Source organism: Tumebacillus avium, assembly GCF_002162355.1.
Classification (GTDB): Bacteria; Bacillota; Bacilli; order Tumebacillales; family Tumebacillaceae; genus Tumebacillus_A; species Tumebacillus_A avium.
Genome location: NZ_CP021434.1, coordinates 4,100,873 through 4,125,365, shown reverse-complemented (window position 1 = coordinate 4,125,365; position 24,493 = coordinate 4,100,873). Strand labels below are relative to the sequence as shown.

Here is a 24,493-nt window from a genome sequence, read left to right as displayed (position 1 = left end):
TTATAACTTACGACACTGTCTACTTTCTTACTTAATTATCTATCAATTTGATATTATTATGATTATTTTCTACGGAGGGGTTTACAAGAATGGAAGCGAAGAGCACATTCTCGACACTGGTCGACCTGTTGCAGCGGCGTGCAGAGATGCAGGCTACGCAAGCGGCGTATTCGTTTTTAAACGAAGACGGATCGCAACAGGTCTTTACCTATGCGGACCTTGATCGGCGCGCCAGGTCTTTGGCTGCCCTGTTGCAGCAGCGGCAGGTCGCCGGCGAGCGCGCCCTGTTGCTGTACCCGCCAGGATTGGAATACATCACTGCCTTTTTCGGCTGTTTGTACGCGGGCGTTGTTCCTGTGCCTGCTTATCCGCCGCGCGCAAACGGGCATCTCGGCCGCTTGCAGGCGATCGTCAGCGATTCCGAAGCTGCACTCGCGCTGACCACGCCGGCCATTTTGGCGTCTGTGGAAAATCGCTTTGGCGATTCTCCCGAGTTGTCGGCGCTGACGTGGCTGACTGCGGAAGGCACGGAAGAGCTGGGCGAATTGTGGCAGGCGCCGCAGTTGACGTCCGACTCGCTCGCATTTTTGCAGTACACATCCGGTTCCACCTCGCTGCCGAAAGGGGTCATGTTAACACACGGCAACCTGTTACATAACCTGGAGTTGATTCAAGACTGCTTCGGCACGTCTCCCGATTCCAACTGCGTGATCTGGCTGCCACCGTATCACGACATGGGCTTAATCGGCGGTATCTTGCAACCGCTGTTCACCGGCTACCCGGTCACGCTGATGGCCCCGGTCGATTTTATCCAGCGTCCGCTGAAATGGCTGGAGATCATCTCCCGGTTGGGCGCATCGGTCAGCGGCGGCCCGAACTTTGCGTATGAACTGTGCCTGCAAAAAATCACGCCGGAGCAGCGCGACACACTCGATCTGAGCTCGTGGAAAATCGCGTTCACCGGGGCTGAGCCGATCCGCCAAGAAACGCTGGATCGCTTTGCCGAATTTTTTGCGCCGTGCGGTTTTAAAAAAGAGGCGTTTTATCCGTGCTACGGCTTGGCGGAAGGGACTTTGTTCGTCACCGGCGGACACAGCTCGGAAGCGCCAATCGCCAACTCCTTTGATGGAGGCGCGTTAAAAGACAACCGGGCAGTGGCTATTGAGACGGCCCAAGAAGGTGACCGCACGCTGGTCTCCTCCGGTCGTGTGGCGCTTGTCCGGCAAAAAGTGGTGGTCGCCGATCCGCAGACCGGCTCGCTGTGCCAGGACGGACAGGTCGGCGAGATCTGGGTCTGCGGACCAAGCGTGGCGCAAGGCTACTGGAAGCGCCCCCAGCAGACAGAAGAAACGTTCCGCGCCTATCTGCAAGAGACGGGCGAAGGTCCGTTTTTGCGCACCGGCGACCTTGGCTTCCTGCACGACGGGGAGCTGTATGTCACCGGCCGTCTGAAAGACCTGATCATCATTCGCGGCCGCAATTATTATCCGAACGATATTGAGTTTGCCGTGCAGGAGAGCCATCCGGCGGTGAAAAACAGCAACGGCGCGGCTGTCGCGGTCGAAGTCGACGGGGAAGAGCGCCTGGTCGTCGTTCAGGAGATCGAGCGCACCCACCGCAAGTCGAACCTCGCGGAAGTGGCGCAAAAGATTCGTCAGGCGGTATCGGAAGAACACCAGTTGCAAGTCTATGCGGTGGTGCTGATCAAACCGGTGTCGATTCCGAAAACTTCATCCGGGAAAGTGCAGCGTCACAAATGCCGCGAGAACTTCCTCGACGGCACGCTTGATGTGGTCTTTTCCGATATCTTGAACGCGGATGCCGAAGCAGCTTCGGCGTCTGAACTCGTGCTGGATGCGGAAACGCAAGCTGACGGCATGCCGGAGTTGACCCGTGAATGGCTGCTCGCAGCCGAGCCGATGGAGCGCCAAGCGGCGCTGCGGTCGTATCTGGGCCAAAAGGCAGCGCGGGCGCTTGGCGTGCCGCAAAGCGCGGTGCATCCGGATCAATCCTTAAATACGCTGGGTCTTGATTCGCTGATCGCTGTGGAATTGAAGCATGTGGTCGAAGAAACGTTTGGCGTGCCCGTGCCGTTCTCACGCTTGCTGGCCGGACCCAGCCTTGCCGAACTGGCGGAAGACATCTCCCTGCAGCTGACCGCGGGCGTCCAGTTGGAGCTGGAAGCGGCGGAGAGCGGGGAAGCGGAAGGGCCGTTTGCCCTGTCGCACGGCCAGCGTGCGCTGTGGTTTGTGCAAAAGCTCGCGCCGGACAGCGCGGCGTATAACATCGCACGCGCGGCCAAGATTTTGTCGCCGCTGGATCGTGCCGCGCTGCACACGGCATTTGCTCAGCTGGAACAGCGCCATGAACTGCTCCGCAGCCGTTTTGTGGAACAGGACGGCGAACCGGTTGGCGTGGTGCTGGAGGCGAATGGAGATCTCTTGACCGTGATCGATGCAGGGTCTTGGTCCCAAACAGAACTGCAAGATGCACTGTCCGCAGAAGCCAACCGACCGTTCGATCTGGCACTGGACGCGCCGCTGCGCGTGCACCTGTTTGAACGCGGAGACTCCCAATCGGTGCTGCTGTTGACGGCCCACCACATCATCTCCGACTTCTGGTCGCTTGGCGTGCTGGTGCAGGAATTGCAGGCGCTGTATCAGGCGGCCGTGCAAGGAACTACGGTGCCACTTGCAAAAACGTCCCGTTCCTTCGCGCACTATGTCCGCGAGCAGGAGACGATGCTGAACAGCAGCCGCCGACAGGAGCTGGAGTCTTTCTGGCGCGAACAGCTCGGCGGCGATCTGCCGGTCTTGAACCTGCCGACCGACCGTCCCCGTCCGCCGGTGCAAAGCTATCGCGGAGCAGCCAGTTCGTTTGCTTTGCCTGCCGCGCTCTCCGCTGCGCTCAAGAAACTGGCCACGGAGCAAGGGGCGACCTTATACATGACGCTGCTCGCCGCGTTCCAAGTGCTGCTGCACCGGATCAGCGGACAGGAAGAGGTGCTGATCGCGTCGCCGACCACCGGCCGCAGCAGCGCCAAAGACGCCGCCGTGATCGGCTATTTTGTCAACCCGGTGGTGCAGCGGGCAGACTTTGCCCAAGAAACCGCCTTCTCCGACTTCCTGGCCGACGTGCGCCAGACGGTCGTGGGCGCTCTGGAACATCAGGAGTATCCGTTCCCGCTGCTGGTCGAACTGTTGCAGCCGGAGCGTGACCCCAGCTATCCGCCGCTGGCTCAGGCGATGTTTACCTATCAAAAATCGCATCTGGCCGGGCTGGAAGGCATGGCCGGATTCTCGCTTGGCGAAGCGGGCGCACTGCTTGCCGCCGGTGCCTTGACGCTGCAATCCTTGGAACTGGAGCAGCGCCATGCGCAATTTGACCTGTCCTTGACGATGGCAGAGACCAACGACGGACTGGCCGGTCGCTTTGAATACAACTCCGACCTGTTTGCGCCGGAGACGATCGGGCGGATCTCCCGCCAATTCGAGACGCTGCTGGCAAGCATCGCAGAAGCAGCCGACACATCGGTCAGCGCGTTGACGATTTTGCCGGAACAGGAAAAAGCGACTCTGCTGCATACGTTCAACAACACGGCAGTCAATGATCCGCAAGGGCTGTGCATCCACCAGCTGGTGGAACAGCAGGCCGCGGCGACCCCGCATGCCGTCGCGGTCATCGACGGGGAAGTGCGGCTGACCTACAGCGAAGTGAACGCACAGGCGAATCGGATCGCGCATCGCCTGCAGCAGCTCGGTGTCGGACCGGAATCCCTGGTCGGCATTTTCATGGAGCGCGGCGCAGAGATGGTCTGCGGCATGCTCGGCGTGTTGAAAGCGGGCGGCGCTTATGTGCCGCTTGACCCGGCGTATCCGAAAGAGCGCATCGCCTACACGATGGAAGATGCGCAGATGAAGGCGATTTTGACACAGGCGAGCCTGGCGGGCGACCTGCCTGCACACAGCGCCCATGTGCTGCGCCTCGATGAACTGCGCGAGGGGTTACAGCAGGAATCGGCTGAGAATCCAGCCGCTTCGGTGACGGAAGACAATCTGGCGTATGTGATCTATACGTCCGGCTCGACCGGCCAACCGAAAGGCGTGGCGATCGAGCACAAGAGCGCCGCTGCGCTGATCCACTGGGCCAAAGCTGAATACGCGGCTGACGAGCTGGCCGGAGTGCTGTTTGCCACTTCGATCTGCTTCGACCTGTCCGTATACGAGCTGTTCGTCACGCTGTCGCTGGGCGGCAAAGTGATCGTTGCGGAAAATGCGCTACATCTGCCGCAGTTGCCTGCCAAAGACGAGGTTACGCTGATCAACACCGTTCCGTCGGCGATCGGCGAACTGTTGCGCATGGAAGGCATTCCGCAGTCGGTGCGCACAGTCAATCTGGCCGGGGAAGCTTTGCAGCTGGTACTGGTGCAAAAACTGTACGGTCTGCCGTCGATCGAAAATGTCTACAACCTGTACGGGCCGTCTGAAGACACCACGTACTCGACTTATGCCTTGATGGAGCGTGGCGCTTTGACAGCGCCTGCGATCGGGCGTCCGCTTACCAATACGCAAGTCTACCTGCTCGACAAACAGCAGCAGCCGGTGCCGATCGGTGTGGCCGGCGAGCTGCATCTGAGCGGACGGGGCTTGGCGCGCGGCTATCTCGGCCGCGAAGAGCTGACGAAGGAAAAGTTCATTGCCAACCCGTTCTCTGCCGACCCCAACTCGCGGATGTACGCGACGGGCGACTTGGCGCGCTGGACGGCGGACGGCACGCTGGAATACCTCGGCCGGATCGACCACCAGGTCAAAGTCCGCGGTTTCCGCATTGAGCTGGGCGAGATCGAAGCAGGGCTTTTGCAACACCCGAACGTGCAGGCGGCGCTTGTGCTGGTGCAGGAGGAGATGATCGGCGATAAACGGCTGGTGGCGTATGTTGCCAGCAAGACGGGCGTAGAGAGCGGGGAACTGAAAGCGCTGTTGAAGCGGACGCTGCCCGACTATATGATCCCATCGGCATTTGTCATCCTCGAAGCGATGCCGCTGACGCCAAACGGCAAAGTGGATCGCAAAGCCCTGCCGAAGCCGGACTGGTCGGCATTTGCTTCCGAACAGGCGTATGTGGCTCCGAGCACGCCTACAGAAGAGCGTTTGTCCCAGATTTGGGGAGAGGTGCTGCGCGTAGAGCGTGTCGGCGCCCAAGACAACTTTTTTGAACTGGGCGGGCATTCCTTGCTCGTCACCCAAGTCTTGTCGCGCGTGCAAGAGTCGTTCGGCCAGCGCCTGCCGGTGCATGCCTTGTTTGCAGCTCCGACCGTCGCTGAGCTGGCCGCCCAATTGGATGCGACAGGGGACGGCGAAGCGGGCCATGCCCCGATTGACAGGCTGGATCGCACCGCCAACAACTTGCCGCTGTCGTTTGCACAGCAGCGTCTGTGGGTGGTCGAACAGCTGCTCGGCGGGGAAGCGGTCTACAACATGCCGTATGCGCTGCGCCTGAGCGGAGATCTGCAGCTGGATGCACTGGAGCGGACGCTGCAAGAGATCGTCCAGCGCCATGAGCCGCTGCGCACCGTGTTTGCCGATGTGAACGGCGAGCCGGTGCAAGTGATTGCTGAGCAGGTATCGGATCTTTTGACTTTTGTCGACCTGCGTAAGTTGGCTGCTTCGGAACGGGAAGCGGAAGCGCTGCGCTTGGCACAGGAAGAGGCGGGAAAACCGTTCGATCTCACGCAAGGGCCGCTGATTCGCTTTACACTGCTGCAGATCGGCGAACAAGAGCATCTGTTGACGGTGAACATGCATCACATCGTCTCGGACGGCTGGTCGATCCGCGTGCTGATTCGCGAATTCGGCGCATTGTATGAAGCGTTTGCGGCGGGAGAAGCTTCTCCGCTGGAAGAACTGGCCGTGCAATATGCCGATTACGCAGCTTGGCAGCGCACTTGGCTGTCCGGCGGCGCGATGGACGAACAGCTCGCCTATTGGAAACAGCAGCTTGGCGGGGAACTGCCCGTCTTGCAGCTGCCGACCGACCGTCCGCGCCCGGCGGTGCAGACGTATCGCGGGGCGGCGGTGCGCTTTACTTGGAGCGACCATGTCCGCGATAGCTTGCAAGAGCTGGCGAGCCAACAAGGCGCGACGCTGTTTATGACTCTGCATGCCGCGTTTGCGTTGCTGCTCAGCCGTTATACCAGCCAGGAGGACCTCTTGATCGGCACGCCGATCGCTGGCCGTACACGCCGCGAGACGGAAGATCTGATCGGGTTCTTCGTCAACTCGCTGGTGCTGCGCACCGACCTGTCGGGCTCGCCGCGCTTTGCCGAATTGCTGGAACGGGTGAAGGGGACCGCCCTGAACGCTTATGCGCATCAGGATGTGCCGTTCGAAAGACTAGTCGAAGAGCTGGCCGCCGACCGCGACATGAGCCGTACGCCTTTGTTCCAAGTCATGTTTGCCCTGCAGGACAACCCGGTTTCGCAACTGGAGCTGCCCGGCCTGACGCTTGCGTCTGCCGAACTGGACGCGACCACAGCCAAATTTGACCTGACCCTGTTCTTGACCGAAGAGGAGTCGGGGATGAGCGGCGTGTTTGAATACAACACCGACCTGTTTGACCGCGCGACGATTGAGCGCATGGCCGGCCATTTGGAAACGCTGGTCACAGCGATCTGTGCAGCACCTGACGAGCTGATCGACGAGTTGCCGCTGTTGACTGCGGCGGAACAGCAGCAACTGGCCGCCTGGAACGACACGGCACGCGACTATCCGCGCACCAGTACGATTCAGTCGCAGTTTGCCGAGCAAGTTCGCAAGGCGCCGGAGCGCATCGCCGTTGAATTTGCAGGGGAGACGCTCACCTATCGCGAGCTGAACGAACAGGCGAACCGCCTGGCCCGTTACCTGCAGCGCCAAGGCGTGCAAGCGGGAAGCCTGGTGGGTCTCTGCATGGAGCGTTCGTTCGATCTGGTGATCGGCCTGCTGGCGATTCTCAAAGCAGGCGCGGGATATGTGCCGTTTGATGCCAGCTATCCGGAAGACCGTCTGCGCCATCTGCTTGCCGATTCGCAAGTTGAGGTGCTGCTGACGGAGAGCCGCCTGCTGCAGCAATTGCCGGTTGAGGATCTGCAGACGATCTGCCTTGACGAAGCTCGCGCAGAGATCGCAGCGGAAAGTGCTGCTAATCTGGAAACAGAAGGTAGTACACATAACATAGCTTATGTAAATTACACGTCCGGTTCGACCGGCAAGCCAAAAGGTGTGTCCGTTCCGCATCAGGCGGTGCTGCGCCTGGTGAAAAACACGGACTACGCAGCGTTTGACGAGCGGGAAGTGTTCTTGCAGTTCGCTTCGATCTCGTTTGACGCCGCCACGTTTGAAATCTGGGGTCCGCTGCTCAACGGGGCGAAGCTGGTGATCTTCCCGGCTCATCTGCCTTCGCTGGAGGAGCTTGGCCGCTTCGTGCGCGAGACGGGCATCACCACCCTGTGGCTGACAGCCGGTCTGTTCCACCAGATGGTCGACGAGCGCCTGCAGGATCTGGCTGGCGTGCGCCAACTGCTGGCCGGCGGTGACGCGCTGCAGCCGGGTCATGTGCGCAAAGTGCTGGCCGAGCTGCCGGACACCATTTTGATCAACGGGTACGGTCCGACGGAAAGCACGACGTTTGCCACGACGCACCGCATGGCGCACGGAGATCTCATCGGCGACAGCGTGCCGATCGGCCGCCCGCTCCCCAACACCACCGTTTACGTGCTGGATGCCGGGATGCGCCTTGCGCCGATCGGTGTTCCGGGTGAACTGTTCATCGGCGGCGACGGCTTGGCGATCGGCTATCTCGGCCAGCCGGAGCTGACCGCCGAGAAATTCGTGCCGCATCCGTTCCAAGCGGATGAGCGGCTGTACCGGACGGGCGACCTCGTGCGCTGGCTGGCAAACGGCACGCTGGAATTCATGGGCCGCATCGACAACCAGGTCAAGATCCGCGGCTTCCGCGTGGAACTGGGCGAGATCGAAGCGGTGCTTGGCGCTCATGTGACCGTACAGGAAGCGCTTGTCATTGCCAGGGAAGACATCCCCGGCGACAAACGCCTCGCCGCTTATGTGGTGCCGCACGACACGGCCGATTTTGACGAAGAAGCGTTGCGCGCTTATCTTAACGAACGGCTGCCGGGCTACATGGTGCCGTCCGCATTCGTCGCGCTGTCTGCCTTGCCTTTGACAGCAAACGGCAAAGTCGACCGCCGCAGCCTGCCGAAGCCGGACTATGCGGCACAGAGCGAGTACGTCGCGCCGCGCAATGAACACGAGAAGGGGATCGCCGCGATTTTTGCAGACGTGCTGGGCACGGAGCAAGTCAGCGTGCTCGACAACTTCTTTGAGCTCGGCGGACATTCGCTGCTGGCCACACAGGCGATCTCCCGCATCAACAGCGCCTTTGGCATCTCGCTGCCGCTGCGCGCCCTGTTCGAAGCAGGCACGGTGGAACGTCTGGCGCGCGGACTCCAAACGCAGGAAAAAGCGGCGCAGACGGCGATCTCGAAGCGCACGCAGCGCGGCAACCTGCCGTTGTCCTATTCGCAGCAGCGCCTGTGGGTGCTCGATCAGCTGATGCCGGGCTCCAGCGTGTATTCGATCCCGTTTGCGTTGCGCTTGAACGGCACACTGCATGTTGAAGCGCTGGAAATGAGCTTGCAGACGATCCTCGACCGTCATGAAGCACTGCGCACCACGTTTGCCAAAGTGAACGGCGAGCCGGTGCAGCAGATCGCCGATGCCCAGACGCTCGTCGTGGAAAAAGCGGACCTGTCCGCGAAACGCGCTGCACAGCGCGAACTCGCACTACACAACCTGCTTCGCGAAGCAGCGGACCGCCCGTTCGATCTCCAAAACGGCCCGCTGGTGCGCTTCCTGCTGGTGACGCTGGGCAAGGGGAAGCACGTGCTGTTCCTCAACATGCACCACATCGTCTCGGACGGCTGGTCGATGGGCGTGTTCGTCCGCGAGTTCACTTCTCTGTATGAAGCGTATGCCACCGGCGCGGAAGCTCAGTTGCAGCCGCTGGCTGTGCAATATGCAGACTATGCCGCCTGGCAGCGCGACTGGCTGGACAGCGGCGTGCTGGAGACCCAGTTGCAGTACTGGAAAGAGCAGCTCGCAGGCGATCTTCCGCTCTTGCAGCTGCCGATCGACCGCCCGCGTCCGGCGGTACAGACGTACAACGGCGCCGAATATGCGTTTACACTTCCTGCCGGTCTGACCCAACAGCTGAACACGCTCAGCCGCGAACACGGCGCGACGCTGTTCATGACGCTGTTGGCTGCGTTTAACGCAATGCTTGCCCGCTATAGCGGCCAAGAGGACATCGTGGTCGGATCTCCGGTCGCCGGGCGCACCCAGGAAGGGATCGAAGACCTGATCGGCTTTTTCGTCAACACGCTGGCGCTGCGCACCGACCTGTCGGGCGCGCCAAGCTTTGCCGAGCTGGTCGGCCGGGTCAAAGAGACCGCCCTGCAAGCGTACGGCCATCAGGACGTGCCGTTCGAAAAGCTGGTCGAAGTGATCCAGCCGCAACGCGACCTGAGCCGCTCTCCATTGTTCCAAGTGATGTTCATCCTGCAAAATGCTCCGTTGTCGCAGCTCGATCTGCCCGGGCTGCAGGCAGAACCGGTGGAGCTGGGCAGCACGACGGCGAAATTTGACCTGACGCTGGCCTTTGTCGAGCGGGAAGAAGGACTGCAAGGCTCGTTCGAATACAACACCGATCTGTTTGACGCGGCGACGGTCGAGCGCATGGCCGGACATTTCACCTTGCTGCTGACCGCGCTGGCGCAAGATCCGGCACGCTCGATTCATGAAGTGCCGCTGTTGTCTGACGCCGAGCAAGAACTGCTGCTCACCGGGTTTAACAACACGGCAAAAGATTACCCGCAAGACCTCTGCCTGCATCAGCTGTTCGCGATGCAAGCGGCGAAGACGCCTGACAGCGTCGCGCTGGCAGCAGGGGAGACGCGCCTGACCTACCGCGAGTTGAACGAGCAGGCCAACTCCGTGGCACACCGCCTGCAGCAGATGGGCGTGGGCCCGGAGACGCTGGTCGGCGTTTACATGGAGCGTTCCGCGCAGATGATCATCGGCATGCTCGCCGTGCTGAAAGCGGGCGGGGCGTACGTGCCGCTCGATCCGGCTTATCCGCAGGAGCGCGTCCTGTACACGATGGAAGATGCGCAGATGATGGTGCTGCTCACCGAAGAGCACCTGCTGGCTGAATTGCCGTCGTGCACAGCCGATCCGCTGTGCCTGCCGCTGACTGGGGAAGGGCTGTCCGACGAGCCGGTTTCGGCCGTGCAAGCGGACAATCTCGCCTACGTCATCTACACGTCCGGTTCGACCGGCCGTCCGAAAGGGGTGGCCATCGAGCACCGCAGCGCGGCAACGATGGTTCACTGGGCGCAAGAGGTGTACTCGGCAGAAGAGCTGTCCGGCGTGCTGTTCTCGACTTCGATCTGCTTTGACTTGTCGGTGTATGAGCTGTTCGTCACGCTGTCTGCGGGCGGCACCGTGATCTTGGCGGAAAATGCGCTGTACCTGCCGCAACTCTCCGCCAAAGACGAAGTGACGCTGATCAACACCGTCCCGTCGGCGATCGCCGAACTGCTGCGCACAAACGGAATTCCGCAAAGCGTCCGCACGGTCAACCTGGCGGGCGAAGCGCTTCCGCTGCATGTCACGCAGAAGCTGTATGCGCTTGGCACCGTGCAGAAGGTCTATAACCTCTACGGTCCGTCGGAAGATACGACCTATTCGACATACGCCCTGGTCGACAAAACAGCGGAGACCGCGCCGACGATCGGCCGCCCGCTGGCCAACACGCAAGCCTACGTCCTCGACGCCAACATGCTGCTCGTGCCGCAGGGCGTGCCCGGTCAGCTGTATCTGGCCGGCGACGGTCTGGCCCGCGGTTATCTGGGGCAGCCAGAGCTGACCGCCGAGAAATTTATCGCGGACCCCTTCTCGACACAAGCGGGCGCACGCATGTACGCGACAGGCGACCTTGTGCGCTGGCTGCCTGACGGGAGCCTCGAATACCTCGGCCGCATCGACCATCAGGTGAAGGTGCGCGGCTTCCGGATCGAGCTTGGCGAGATCGAAGCCGTTTTGATCAAGCATGCTGCGATTCGTGAAACTGTCGTTCTCGTGCGCGAAGACGTGCCGGGCGACAAGCGCATCGTCGCGTATGTTGCAGGAGATACCTCTGCGATTGAGACGGCAGCTCTGCGCGCCTTGCTCAAAGAGCGCTTGCCGGACTATATGATTCCGTCCGCCTTTGTGATCCTCGACGCGCTTCCGCTGACGCCAAACGGCAAAGTGGACCGCAAAGCGCTGCCAGTGCCGGACTGGTCAACCCAAGAATCGGCCGTCTTCACCGCGCCGCGCAACGATGTTGAACAGCAACTGGCCGACATTTGGGCCACCGTGCTCGGTGCTGACCAAGTTGGCGTGCACGACAACTTTTTTGAACGGGGCGGCCATTCGCTGCTCGCCACACAGGTCTTGTCGCGCATCAACGAACAATTTGGCATCGAACTGCACCTGCGTGCCTTGTTCGAAGCTCCGACGGTCGCCGAACTGGCGCTGAAGATCGACGCCGCAGCGGCTGAACCTGCCGCGCACGGCGCGATCGCGCGTCAAGACAGAAGCAAAGCGCTGCCGCTGTCCTTCTCGCAACAGCGCCTCTGGGTGCTCGACCGCCTGCTCGCCAACCCGGCTGTCTACAACATGCCGCTTGCCGTCCGCCTGCAAGGCGACCTCGATCAAGCGGCGGTGGAGCAGACGCTGGCAGCGATCCTCGACCATCAAGAGTCGCTGCGCACCACGTTTGCCGAACAAGACGGCCAGCCGGTGCAGCTGATCTCTGAAAAAATCGACTTGCCGCTGTTCAAGCGCGACCTGCGTCATCTGCCGGAAGGGGAGCGCGAAACGGAGCTGGCCAGCTTGATCGAAACGGCAGCCACCACGCCGTTCGACCTCACCCAAGGCCCGCTGGTGCGTTTCGGGCTGGTGCAGACGAGCAGTGACGAACATGTGCTGATCGTCAACATGCATCACATCATCTCCGACGGCTGGTCGCTCGGCGTGTTTACACAGGAGTTCACCGCGCTGTACACAGCGTTCGTCTCCGGCACCGCCGCGATGCTGCCGCCGCTGACCGTTCACTATGCCGATTTCGCGGCTTGGCAGCAATCCCGCCTGCAAGGCGAAGTGCTGGACGGGCAGATCGAGTACTGGAAAAAGCAGCTCGGGGGCGATCTGCCCGCACTGCAGCTGCCAACCGACCGTCCGCGCCCGGCGGTGCAGACCTACCGGGGCGCGACAGAGCCGTTTGCGCTGTCCCAAGCGTTGCACGAACGTCTGCAATCGCTGAGCCAGCAGCACGGCACCACGCTGTACATGACCTTGCTCGCCGCGTACTTCACGCTCTTGCACCGCTATACCGGCCAAGAAGATTTTGCGGTCGGCTCGCCGATTGCGGGACGCACGCGACAAGAGACGGAGCATCTGATCGGCTTCTTCGTCAACACGCTGGCGATGCGCGCCGATCTGAGCGGTGCGCCGACGTTCGCCGAACTGCTTCACCGCGTCAAACAGACCGCGCTGGAAGCGTACGCGCATCAGGACGCGCCGTTTGAAAAACTGGTCGAGGCTTTGCAGCCGGAGCGCGACATGAGCCGTTCGCCGCTGTTCCAAGCGATGTTTGTGCTGCAAAACGCAACGCACGCAGAGGCACAACTTCCAGGCGTAACTCTGTCGCACCTTGAGGTGGACAGCCAGACAGCCAAATTTGACCTCAACATGCTGGTGCACGAACAAGCGGATGGCACGCTGTCCGGCTGGCTCGAATACAGCACCGACCTGTTCGACCGCACGACGATCAACCGCATGATCGGACATTTTGTCTCCTTGCTCGAAGCGGCAGTCGCACAGCCGAACCAGCATATCGCCGAACTGCAATGGCTGGGAGCGGAAGAGCGTCAACAGCTGCTCTTCGACTGGAACGATACGAAGGAAGACCTGCCTCTGTCCCGCATCGACGAACTGGTGACATCGCAAGCGGATCGCACGCCGGACGCAGCTGCCGTTACTTTTAACGGACAGCAGTTGACCTACCGCGAGCTGAACCTGCGTGCCAACCAAGTGGCGCACCGCCTGCAGAAGCTCGGAGCGGGGCCGGATGTGCCGGTTGGACTGTCGATGGAGCGCTCGCTGGAGATGATCATCGGGCTGCTCGGGATCATCAAGGCAGGCAGCGCTTATGTGCCGCTCGATCCCGCATATCCGAAAGACCGCCTCGGCTTCATTTTGGAGGAAACGCGCATCCCGATCCTGCTGACCCAGCAGGGCGTGATGGCGGCCGAAGTGCCGGAAAGCGTACAGGTGATCGAGCTTGACACCGACTCTTCGCTGCTTGAAGAAAGCCGGGAGAATCCGGTCAGCCAGGCCACGCTCGACGATCTGGTCTACATTTTGTACACCTCCGGGTCGACAGGCCGCCCGAAAGGCGTGGCGATGCCGCACCGCCCGGTCGCGAACCTGCTGGCCTGGCAGCAGGGCGAATCCCGCAAAGCGGACGCCCGCACCTTGCAGTTCACGTCGCTGAACTTCGACGTTTCGTTCCAAGAGATCTTTGCGACGCTTTCTGCAGGCGGGACGCTGGTGCTGATCGAAGAAGCTCTGCGCCAAAACCTGCTCGAACTGCCGCACGTGATGATCGCCGAAAAAGTAGAACGGCTCTTCCTGCCGTTTATCGCCCTGCAACATCTGGCGGAGATCTGCGCCGAGCGCAATCTGTATCCGCGCGATCTGCAAGAGGTGATCACAGCAGGGGAGCAGTTGCAGATCACCACAGCGATCCGCCGTTTCTTCTCGGAGTTGCCGAACTGCACGCTGAGCAACCAATACGGCCCGACCGAAAGCCACGTGGTCACCTCGCACACGCTGAGCGGCGCGGCCGAATCCTGGCCGCTGCTGCCGTCGATCGGACGTCCGGTCGCCAATGCCAAGGTCTACGTGCTCGATGCGTCGATGCAGCCGGTTCCGGTCGGCGTGCAAGGCGAACTGTACCTCGGCGGACCGGTGCTGGCACGAGGCTACCTCGGCCGGGATGACCTGACCGCAGAGCGCTTCCTACAAAACCCGTTTGCTGATGGAGAACGCCTGTACAAAACGGGCGACGGTGTGCGCTGGCTGCCAGACGGCACGATCGAATACCTCGGCCGTCTCGACAACCAGGTCAAGATTCGCGGTTTCCGCATCGAGCTTGGCGAGATCGAAGCTGTGCTGACCCAACACCCGGACGTTCGCGACGCAGCGGTGATCGCCTTTGCGGATGAAGCGGGGAACAAGCGTCTGGCCGCCTACGTGACTGGGGCGACAGGTTCCGAACTCAACACATCTGAACTGAGAAGTTATTTGAAAGACAAGTTGCCTGAGTACATGGTGCCGCAAGCTGTCGTGACGCTGGATCATCTCCCGCTCACGCCAAGCGGCAAGGTTGACCGCCGCGCACTGCCGGCTCCCGACTCCTCCGCGCTGGCAGCGGCGTCTTACACCGCGCCGCGCACGCCGCTGGAAGAAGTGCTGTGCTCCGTATGGGGTGAAGTGCTTGGCCGCGAGCGTGTCGGCATTCAGGACAACTTCTTTGAACTCGGCGGCCATTCGCTGCTGGCGACGCAGGTGATCTCCCGCATCCGCAGCGCGGTTGGCGTCGATCTGCCGCTGCGCACGCTGTTTGAAGCGCCAAACATCGAAGCGTTGGCGCGCCTTGTCGAAGCAGAGCGCCTCGGTGACAAACACCTGCAGGCACCGCCACTGGTGCCGCAGGAGCGCGGCACGAACAGCCCGCTGTCCTTTGCCCAAGAGCGGCTCTGGTTTATCGATCAGCTCGAACCGGGCAACCGCGCCTACCACATGCCAAGCGCACTGCGCCTGCAAGGGGAACTGAATCTCGAAGCGCTGCAAGCGGCGTTCCAAGCGATCATCGACCGCCACGAAGCGCTGCGCACCTCGTTCCGCCTGCAAGACGGCGTACCGGTGCAGGTGGTTGCCGAAGAACGCCTGCTGCAAGTCAACGTGCTCGACTTGAGCGGGGAAGAGGATGCAGAAGCGGAAGCGCTGCGCATCACCGAAGAGGAAACCTGCCGTCCGTTCGACTTGACGCAAGATCTGCTCTTGCGCGTCACCGTGCTCAAGATGAGCGAGCGCGAGCATCTGCTGCTGACGACGATGCATCACATCGTCTCGGACGGCTGGTCGATCGGGCTGCTGGCCCAAGAGTTCACGGCGCTGTACGAGGCGTTTGCGCAAGGGGAGCCATCTCCGTTCAGCGCACTGCCTGTCCAGTACGCCGACTACGCGGTCTGGCAGCGCAACTGGCTGCAAGGCGACGTCCTCGACGCCCAGCTGTCCTATTGGAAAAACCACCTTGGCGGCACCTTGCCACGACTGGAACTGCCGATGGACGGTGCGGCAAACGGGGCAGAGGGGAGCGGCATGCAAACGCTCAGCCTGGGCAGTGACTTGACTGCCTCCTTGCAAACGCTGAGCCGTCAAAGCGGCGCTACGCTGTTTATGACGCTGCTCGCCGCGTTCAAACTGCTGCTCGCACGCCTGTCCGGGCAGGAAGACATCATCATCGGCACGCCGATCGCCGGACGCGGCGGCGTGGAGACGGAACGCTTGATCGGCCTGATGCTGAACACCTTGGCGCTGCGCACCGACCTGTCGGGCAACCCGACCTTCGCCGAACTGGTGGCCAATGTGCGCGAAGTGACGCTGAACGCCTACGCGCACCAGGATCTGCCGTTCGAAAAGCTGGTCGAGGAGCTCCAGCCGGAGCGCACGCTGCACCGCAACCCGATCTTTGATGTACTGGTCAACTTCGTGAATCTGCCGCAGATCGACGCCGAACTGCCGGGGCTTTCCATCTCCGCAGCGCCGGTTGGCGAGCAGGAGTCGAAGTTCCTGATGACCCTGTACATTCACGACAACCCGGACGGCCTCGAACTGCAGATGGTCTACCAAAAAGACCGCTTCAGCGATGTACGCATGGCGGAAATGCTGCGCCAGTTCAACCATCTGCTCCGCCAGATCGCAGACGATGCCGCACAGCCGCTTGCCCTGTACTCCCTGCGGACAGAAGCTGCACAAGCGCTGCTGCCAGACCCGGCCAAAATTTTGCCGATTCCGGAGCAAGCGCTGGTGCAGGAGCAAGTCGCCGCGTGGGCCATCCGTACGCCTGCAAAAGTCGCTGTGAAGCATCGCGAAAACGAATGGACGTATGACGAGCTGCAAACGCGTGCCGTCGAACTCGCCCGTGAACTGTTGGCCAGCGGCATCGAACGCGGAGAAACGGTCGCTGTGATTGGGCACAGAAGCTTCGGCTTCATCGCCTCGATGCTGGCCGTGTTCATGAGCGGCGGCGTGCTGCTCGCCGTCGACCACAACCTGCCGTCGTCGCGCCAAGAGCTGATGCTTCGCGAAGCAAACGCGCAACGCGTGCTCTTCGTAAGCGAAGACACAGCGGCGGTGATGCCGGAAGCGATGATCGTCGATCCGAACACCGGCCGCCTGCAAGGCGATGCCAACAGCGACACCGCAGCTTTCATGCCGCAACTGTCGCAAACGGACTCCGCCTACATCTTCTTTACATCCGGCACGACTGGGGTGCCTAAAGGCGTGCTTGGCACGCATCAAGGCTTGAGCCACTTCTTGAACTGGCAGCGTGAACAGTTTGGCGTGAGTCCGCAAGACCGCAGCGCCCAACTGACCAACCTGTCGTTCGACGTGGTGCTCCGCGACATCTTCCTGCCGCTGACCAGCGGCGCGACGCTCTGTCTGCCCGATGCGATCGACGATCTGAGCGCCGACGCGATCCTGCCGTGGCTGGAACGGGAAGGGATCACGATCCTGCACACCGTGCCGTCTTTGGCTTCTTCCTGGCTGAGCGAACGCCCGCAAGGCATTTCGCTGCAAGCCCTGCGCCTGCTGTTCTCGGCAGGGGAGCCGCTGACCGACGTCTTTGTACAAAAATGGCGTTCGGCGTTCCCTGGTGCCGGAGGAGTCGTCAACCTGTACGGCCCGACCGAAACAACGCTTGCCAAATGCTTCTACGTCGTGCCGCAAGCGCCGCAAGCAGGCATTCAGCCTGTCGGGCAGACCTTGCCGCAGACGCAAGCGTTGATCCGCTCCGAAAACGGCCGCCTCTGCGGCATCGGAGAAGCGGGCGAGATCGTCATCCGCACGCCGTTCCGCACCAAAGGCTACATCAACGTGCCGGAAGAAAACAAACGCTTCGTGCAAAATCCGCACGTCAGCGATGAAAACGACCTGCTGTACCACACGGGCGACCGTGGCCGTTACCGCCTTGACGGGACGCTGGAGATCCTCGGCCGTCTCGACGACCAGGTGAAAATTCGCGGCGTGCGCATTCAGCTGAGCGATGTCACCTCGACGCTGGCCCGTCACGAAGGAATCGACACCTGTACCGTACTGGATTGGAAAGATGACCAGCACGAGACCTACCTCGCCGCTTATGTTGTCACCAAGCCGGGGCAGGAGCTCACCGCACAAGAACTGCGCCTGTTCCTGGACAACCGGCTCTTGTCGGCGATGGTGCCGTCCGCCTTTGTCTTCCTCGATGCTCTGCCGCTCACTCCGAACGGCAAGATCGACCGCAAAGCTTTGCCAAAGCCGGAAAAAACGCAGGCAGACACCACCGCCTACACCGCGCCAGTCACGCAAACGGAAATCATTATCGCGAAGATCTGGGAGGACCTGCTGAAACAGGAGCAAGTCGGCATCCACGACAACTTCTTTGCCCTCGGCGGCCATTCGCTGCTCGCCACGCAAGTTGTCTCGCGGATGCGCAGTGAACTGGGCGTCGACCTGCAACTGCGCACGCTGTTCGAACGTCCGACGATCGCCGCGCTGGCAGCCGGCCTTGACGACAGCAGCCTTGCCCACAGCTGGCAGGAACTGCCGATTGAAAAAGCGCCGCGCCACGGCGAGCTTCCGCTGTCGTTTGCACAGCAGCGCCTGTGGTTCATCGATCAGCTCGATCCGCACAACAGCGTCTACAACATCCCGCTGGCCGTGCGCCTGACCGGGAACTTGGACCAAGCGGTCCTGCAACGCGCGTTCCAAGCGATCGTCGACCGCCACGATGCCCTGCGCACCAACTTCCAAGGAGGAAGCAGCGGGGAAGGGGTGCAGGTGATTCGACCGCACGCAGAGCTTGCGATGCCGGTCACCGACCTCAGCCGTTTGAGCGAAACAGAGCGGGAGGCAGAAGCCCTCCGCCTGATGCGCGAAGAAGCGACCGCGCCGTTTGATCTTACCTCCGACCTGCTCGTGCGGGCGCAGCTGGTTCGACTGAGCGCAGACGAACATCTCGCTATGGTCACGATGCACCACATCGTGTCTGACGCCTGGTCGGTCGGCGTGTTTGTTGAAGAGCTGACTGCGTTGTACGACGCTTTTGCAAAAGGCAAAACAACACCGCTGCCGGAACTGGACATCCAGTATGCCGACTACGCCAACTGGCAGACAAACTGGCTGCAAAGCGGTGTGCTCGCCGAACAACTGGGCTATTGGAAACAGCAGCTCGGCGGCTCGCTGCCGGTGTTGCAACTGCCTACCGATCGTCCACGCGCCGCGCTGGCGACCAACCACGGTGCGTTGCATCACTTCACCTTGCCGGGCAGCGTGATGCAGAAACTGGAAGGGCTGACCCAGCAGCAAGGCGCGACGATGTTTATGACCTTGTTCGCCGCGTTCAATGTGCTTCTGCACCGCTACAGCGGCCAAGACGACATCCTGCTTGGCACGCCGATCGCAGGGCGCGGCCGCCGCGAGATCGAGCCGTTGATCGGATTCTTCGTCAACACGCTTGTCCTGCGCACCGACCTGTCGGGCGAACCGACATTTGCCGACTTGATCGGACGCGTCAAAGAAACCGCCTTGCAGGCGTACGCGCATCAAGACGTGCCGTTTGAAAAACTGGTCGAAGAGCTGCAGCCGGAGCGCGACATGAGCCGCACGCCGCTGTTCCAAGTCTGCTTCGTCCTGCAAAATGCGCCAGTTCCCGCCATCGAGCTGGAGGGCATCACGCTCCGTCCGCTCGAACAGGAACGCCATTTTGCTAAGTTTGACCTCACCTTGACCTTGGAAGAAAACGGCGCGGACGGCATGCGGGCGACGCTGGAATACAACACCGGGCTGTTCGAAGCCGAAACGATCCAGCGCATGGCAGAGCATTTCCAAACGCTGCTGCAAGCGGCAGTCACAGCGCCGAAGCAGCCGATCGCCAACCTGCAACTGACCACCGCCGAAGAGCGCGAAGGTCTGCTCAACTGGCAGCAAGTCTTGACCGACTTCCCGCAGACGCAAACGATCCATGAGCGCTTCGAAGCGCAGGCGGCCAAAACGCCGGAGCGCACCGCCGTCGTCTATGAAGATCGTTCGCTGACCTACGGTGAGCTCAACGAGCGGGCCAACCGCCTGGCGCACCACCTGCAGGCACAAGGCATCGGGCCGGAGTCCTTAGTCGGGCTCTGCGTCGAACGCAACCTGGAGATGGTCGTCGGCATCCTCGGCATTCTGAAAGCTGGCGGGGCTTACGTACCGCTTGACCCGTCCTACCCGCAAGAGCGCCTCGCGTTCCTGCGGGAAGACTCGCAGGTTTCCGTGCTGGTCACGCAGGAGAGCCATCTGGGCTCGCTGCCGCCGCACAATGCGGCTGCGATCTGCATCGACCGCGATTGGGAGTTGATCGCCGCTCAAAGCGGTGACAATCCGCACAGCGGCGCGACAACAGACACGCTGGCCTATGTCATTTATACGTCAGGTTCAACCGGCAAGCCGAAGGGCGTTTTGATCCCGCACAGCAACGTCGGCCGCCTGATGGAAGCGACCGAGCACTGGTTCCAGTTTGACGAAACAGATGTTTGGACGGTCTTCCACTCCTACGCGTTCGACTTCTCGGTCTGGGAGATCTGGGGCGCACTGCTGTACGGAGGCAAACTGGTCGTCGTCCCGTACTGGGTGTCCCGTTCGCCTGAAGCATTCTGCGAACTGCTCGTCCAAGAACGAGTCACCGTGCTCAACCAAACGCCGTCCGCGTTCCGCCAGCTCATGCAAGCGGAAGCAGCGCGTGGCAGCCAGGATGATCTGGCGCTGCGCTACGTGATCTTCGGCGGGGAAGCGCTGGAGCTGCAAAGCCTGAAACCGTGGTATGAACGCCACGGCGACCAGCAACCGCAGCTGGTCAACATGTACGGCATCACCGAAACGACCGTACACGTCACCTACCGCGTCCTGACCTCTGAAGATGTGGAGCAGGGAGCGGGCAGCGTGATTGGCGTCGCGATCCCCGACCTGCAAGTCTACGTGCTCGACCAGCATCTCGAACCGGCTCCGCTGGGCGTCGCCGGGGAAATGTACGTCGGCGGGGCAGGCTTGGCACGAGGATATCTCAACCGTCCGGATCTCACCGCAGAACGCTTTATCGAGCATCCGTTCCGCGCCGGAGAGAAGCTGTACAAAACGGGCGACTTGGCGCGCCTCCTGCCAAGCGGCGAACTGGAATACTACGGCCGGATCGACGAACAGGTCAAAATCCGCGGTTTCCGCATCGAGCTTGGCGAGATCGAAGCCGTGCTCACCCAGCACCCGGAAATCCTGGAGTGCGTGGTCATCGCTCGCGAAGACCAGCCGGGCGACAAACGCCTGGTGGCGTATCTGGTGCCGGGAAGCGATCTCGCACCGGAGATCAGCGACCTGCGCGCCTTCCTGAAAGAGCAGCTGCCGGAGTTTATGATCCCGTCCGCCTTTGTGGCGCTGGAAAGCATTCCGCTGACCGGCAACGGCAAAGTCGACCGTCGCGCACTGCCGGCGCCAGACAGCACGCAAGCGCTGACCGCCGAATCCGACCTGACCTTGCCGCGCACGCCGCAAGAAGAAGTGCTGGCTGCGATCTGGGCAGATGTGCTCGGCCGCGACCAAGTTGGCATCCACGACAATTTCTTTGAGCTTGGCGGCCACTCGCTGTTGGCGACACAGGCCGTCTCGCGGATGCGGGAAGCGTTTGGCCAAGACATCTCGCTGCGCCTGCTGTTCGAAGCGCCAACCGTTGCCGGCATCGCCTTGCAACTGGCGCAGACGGCCGGGGAGGGCGGTGCCGAAACGGTCACCATCACGCCGTTCGACCGCTCACAGCCGATTCCGCTGTCCTTTGCACAGCAACGGCTCTGGCTGATGGATCAGCTGCTGCCAGGCACTTCGGTCTACAACATTCCGATGGCGATGCGCCTGCGCGGAACGCTGGATCACTCCGCGCTGGAAAACAGCTTGAACGCCATCGTGGCGCGCCACGAAGCGCTGCGCACCACGTTCGCCGAACAAGACGGACAACCTGTGCAAGTGTTTGCCGAACCTGCGCAGTTGCCGCTGCCTGTACTTGACCTGCAGGTTCTGCCCGCAGCAGAGCAGGAAGCGGAAACGTTGCGCCTTCTGCAAGAAGAAGCGGCGACGCCGTTCGATCTCAAGACCGGCCCGCTGCTGCGCAGCCGCCTGCTCAAACTGAGCGCGGAAGATAATGTCCTACTCTTGACCATGCACCACATCATTTCCGACGCCTGGTCGCTCAGCGTGTTCGTCCGCGAGATCGCCGAGCTGTACGAAGGGTTCAGCACCGGCCAGCCGGTCGAGCTGCCCGAACTGCCGATCCAATACGCAGACTTTGCCGCATGGCAGCGCAGCTGGCTCCAAGGCGAAACGCTGGACGCGCAGCTGAACTACTGGAAACACCAGCTCGGCGGCGAACTGCCGGTCCTGCAGCTGCCGACCGACCGGGTGCGCCCGCCGGTGCAGACGCACGCTGGCGCCACCGAAACGTTTACGTTGCCCCAAGCGCTGACCGCAGGCTTGCAGCAGCTGAGCCGCACCGCAGGCGTGACGCTGTTCATGACCCTGCTCGCCGCGTACCAGACCTTGCTGGCCCGCTACAGCGGCCAGGACGACATCGCGGTCGGCACGCCGATCGCCGGGCGCAACCGCCAGGAGACGGAAGGGCTGATCGGGTTCTTCGTCAACACCCTGGTCATGCGCAGCGACCTGTCCGGCAACCCGAGCTTCCGCGACTTGCTGCACCGGGTGCGCGATACGGCCTTGTCCGCCTACGCGCATCAGGATGTGCCGTTTGAAAAACTGGTCGAAGAGCTCCAGCCCAAACGCGACGTATCCCGTTCGCCGCTGTTCCAAGTGTTCTTCGCCCTGCAAAACGCGCCGGTCACCGAACTGCAGCGTTCCGACCTGTCGTTTGTGCCGCTGGCAGCCGAGAACCGATTTGTCAAATTCGACCTCGAACTGGCGATGCACGAAGACGGGGCAGAGCTGGTCGGCCTGATGAAATACAACACCGATCTGTGGGACCGCGAATCGGTGCAGCGCATGATCGGACACTTCACCAACCTGCTGCAGGGCATCGTGGAACATCAAGAGCAGAACATCGCCGCGCTGCCGTTGCTCTCCGCAGTGGAAGCACAGCAACTGCTGGATGGGGGAGAGACCTCCCTGCATTTCCCGCAGGGTTCCCTGACTCACCAGTTGTTCGAAGCGCAGGCGGAACAAACGCCGGAGCGCATCGCACTGACGTTTGCCGAAGAGAGCTTGACCTACCGCGAGCTGAACGAGCGCGCCAACTCACTGGCCCATCATCTGCAAACGCTCGGCGCCGGGCCGGACGTGCTGGTCACGCTCTGCGTGGAACGCTCGCTCGATTTGGCGGTCGGCCTGCTGGCGATCTGGAAGGCGGGGGCTGCCTACGTGCCGCTCGACACCGCTTATCCGCCGGAGCGCATCAGCTTGATTCTCGAAGATTCGGGCGCGCCGATCCTGGTCACCCAAGCAGCGCTCTTGCCGAATTTGCCGCCGACAGACGCCCATGTGGTGCTGATCGACGGGGATGCCGGACAGATCGCAGAACAGCCGGTGACCAATCCGGTCTCCGCAGCGACCGCCGATCATCTGGCCTACATGATCTACACGTCCGGCTCGACCGGACGTCCGAAAGCGGTCATGGTCGAACACGGCAACCTCGCCGCAACGCTTGGTGCCAGCCAGTCGCAGTTCGCATTCCAAGCGGCAGACATCATGCCGTGGATCGCGTCGGCAGCGTTTGACATCGCGCTCTTCGAACTGTTCAACCCGCTGCTGTGCGGCGGTACGACGGCAATCTTGGCCCGCGAGCATGTGCTCGACCTGCCGCAATTGATCCAGGACATGGAAGGGTACACGGCGATTCACACCGTGCCGAGCCTGATGCGCCAGATCGTGCAGACGATCCGCGAGGCGGCTGTGCCGTCGGAGCGTTTTGCCAACCTGCGCCTGATCTTTATCGGCGGCGACGCCGTTCCGCCCGACTTGCTGGCCCTGATGCACGAAGTGTTCCAAAACGCGCAGATTCACGTGCTCTACGGTCCGACCGAAGGCACGATCATCTGTTCGCAATACGCCGTGCAGCGCAACCAGCTCCTCGACAAGTTCTACATCGGCAGCCCGTTGCCGAGCGCCAACTTGCGCATCTGCGATGCGTACGGCGGCGTCAACCCGGTCGGCGTGCCGGGCGAACTGTACATCGGCGGCCCGATCGTTACGCGCGGCTATTACGGCCAAGATGCGTTGACAGCCGAAAAATACATCGAGCAGGACGGCCGCAGATGGTACCGCACCGGCGACTTGGTGCGCCGCCTTGCCGACGGGACGATGGAGTTCCTCGGCCGCATCGACAACCAAGTCAAGATCCGCGGTTTCCGCATCGAGCTTGGCGAGATCGAAACGGTGCTCGTCCAGCATGAGACGGTCGCCGAAACGATCGTGGTTGTCGGTGAAACGAACGGCGACAAGCGACTGCTCGCCTACCTCGTGGCAACAGAAGGGCAGGAGATCGACGCCAACACCTTGCGTGCGCATCTCAAAGACAGACTGCCCGAATATATGATTCCGTCCGCGCTGATCGTGCTGGAAGCGATGCCGCTCAACCCGAACGGCAAAGTGGACCGCAAAGCACTGCCGGCGCCGGAGCATGCCGCGTTTGAAGAGCGCGAATATCTCGCCCCGCAGTCGCCGGTGGAAGAAAAGCTGGCGGCGATCTGGGCCGAAGTGCTCTCCCTGCCGCGCGTCGGGATGGGCGACAACTTCTTTGAACTCGGCGGCCACTCGCTCTTGGCGACGCAGATCATCTCCCGCGTCCGGCAGGAGTTTGGCCTGGAGCTGCCGTTGATCGAACTGCTGAAAGCGCCAAATATCGGCGACTTCGCAAAAGTGATCGGCGAGCGCAGCGTACAGCCCGCACCGGAGGCGGCCCGTCCGAAGATCCAAAGCCGATCCCGCGATGCGTACAAACGCAACAAATAGACCAAACGAGAGAGACCGGAGGT

1 protein-coding gene is annotated in these 24,493 nt (G+C 61.7%); it reads left to right on the top strand.

The window, feature by feature from the left end:
- The first annotated feature begins 89 nt into the window (after positions 1-89).
- Positions 90-24,470: a non-ribosomal peptide synthetase gene (locus CBW65_RS19145; protein ID WP_087458202.1), complete on the top strand. Its 24,381-nt coding sequence runs from the start codon at positions 90-92 to the stop codon at positions 24,468-24,470.
- Positions 24,471-24,493 lie beyond the last annotated feature (23 nt).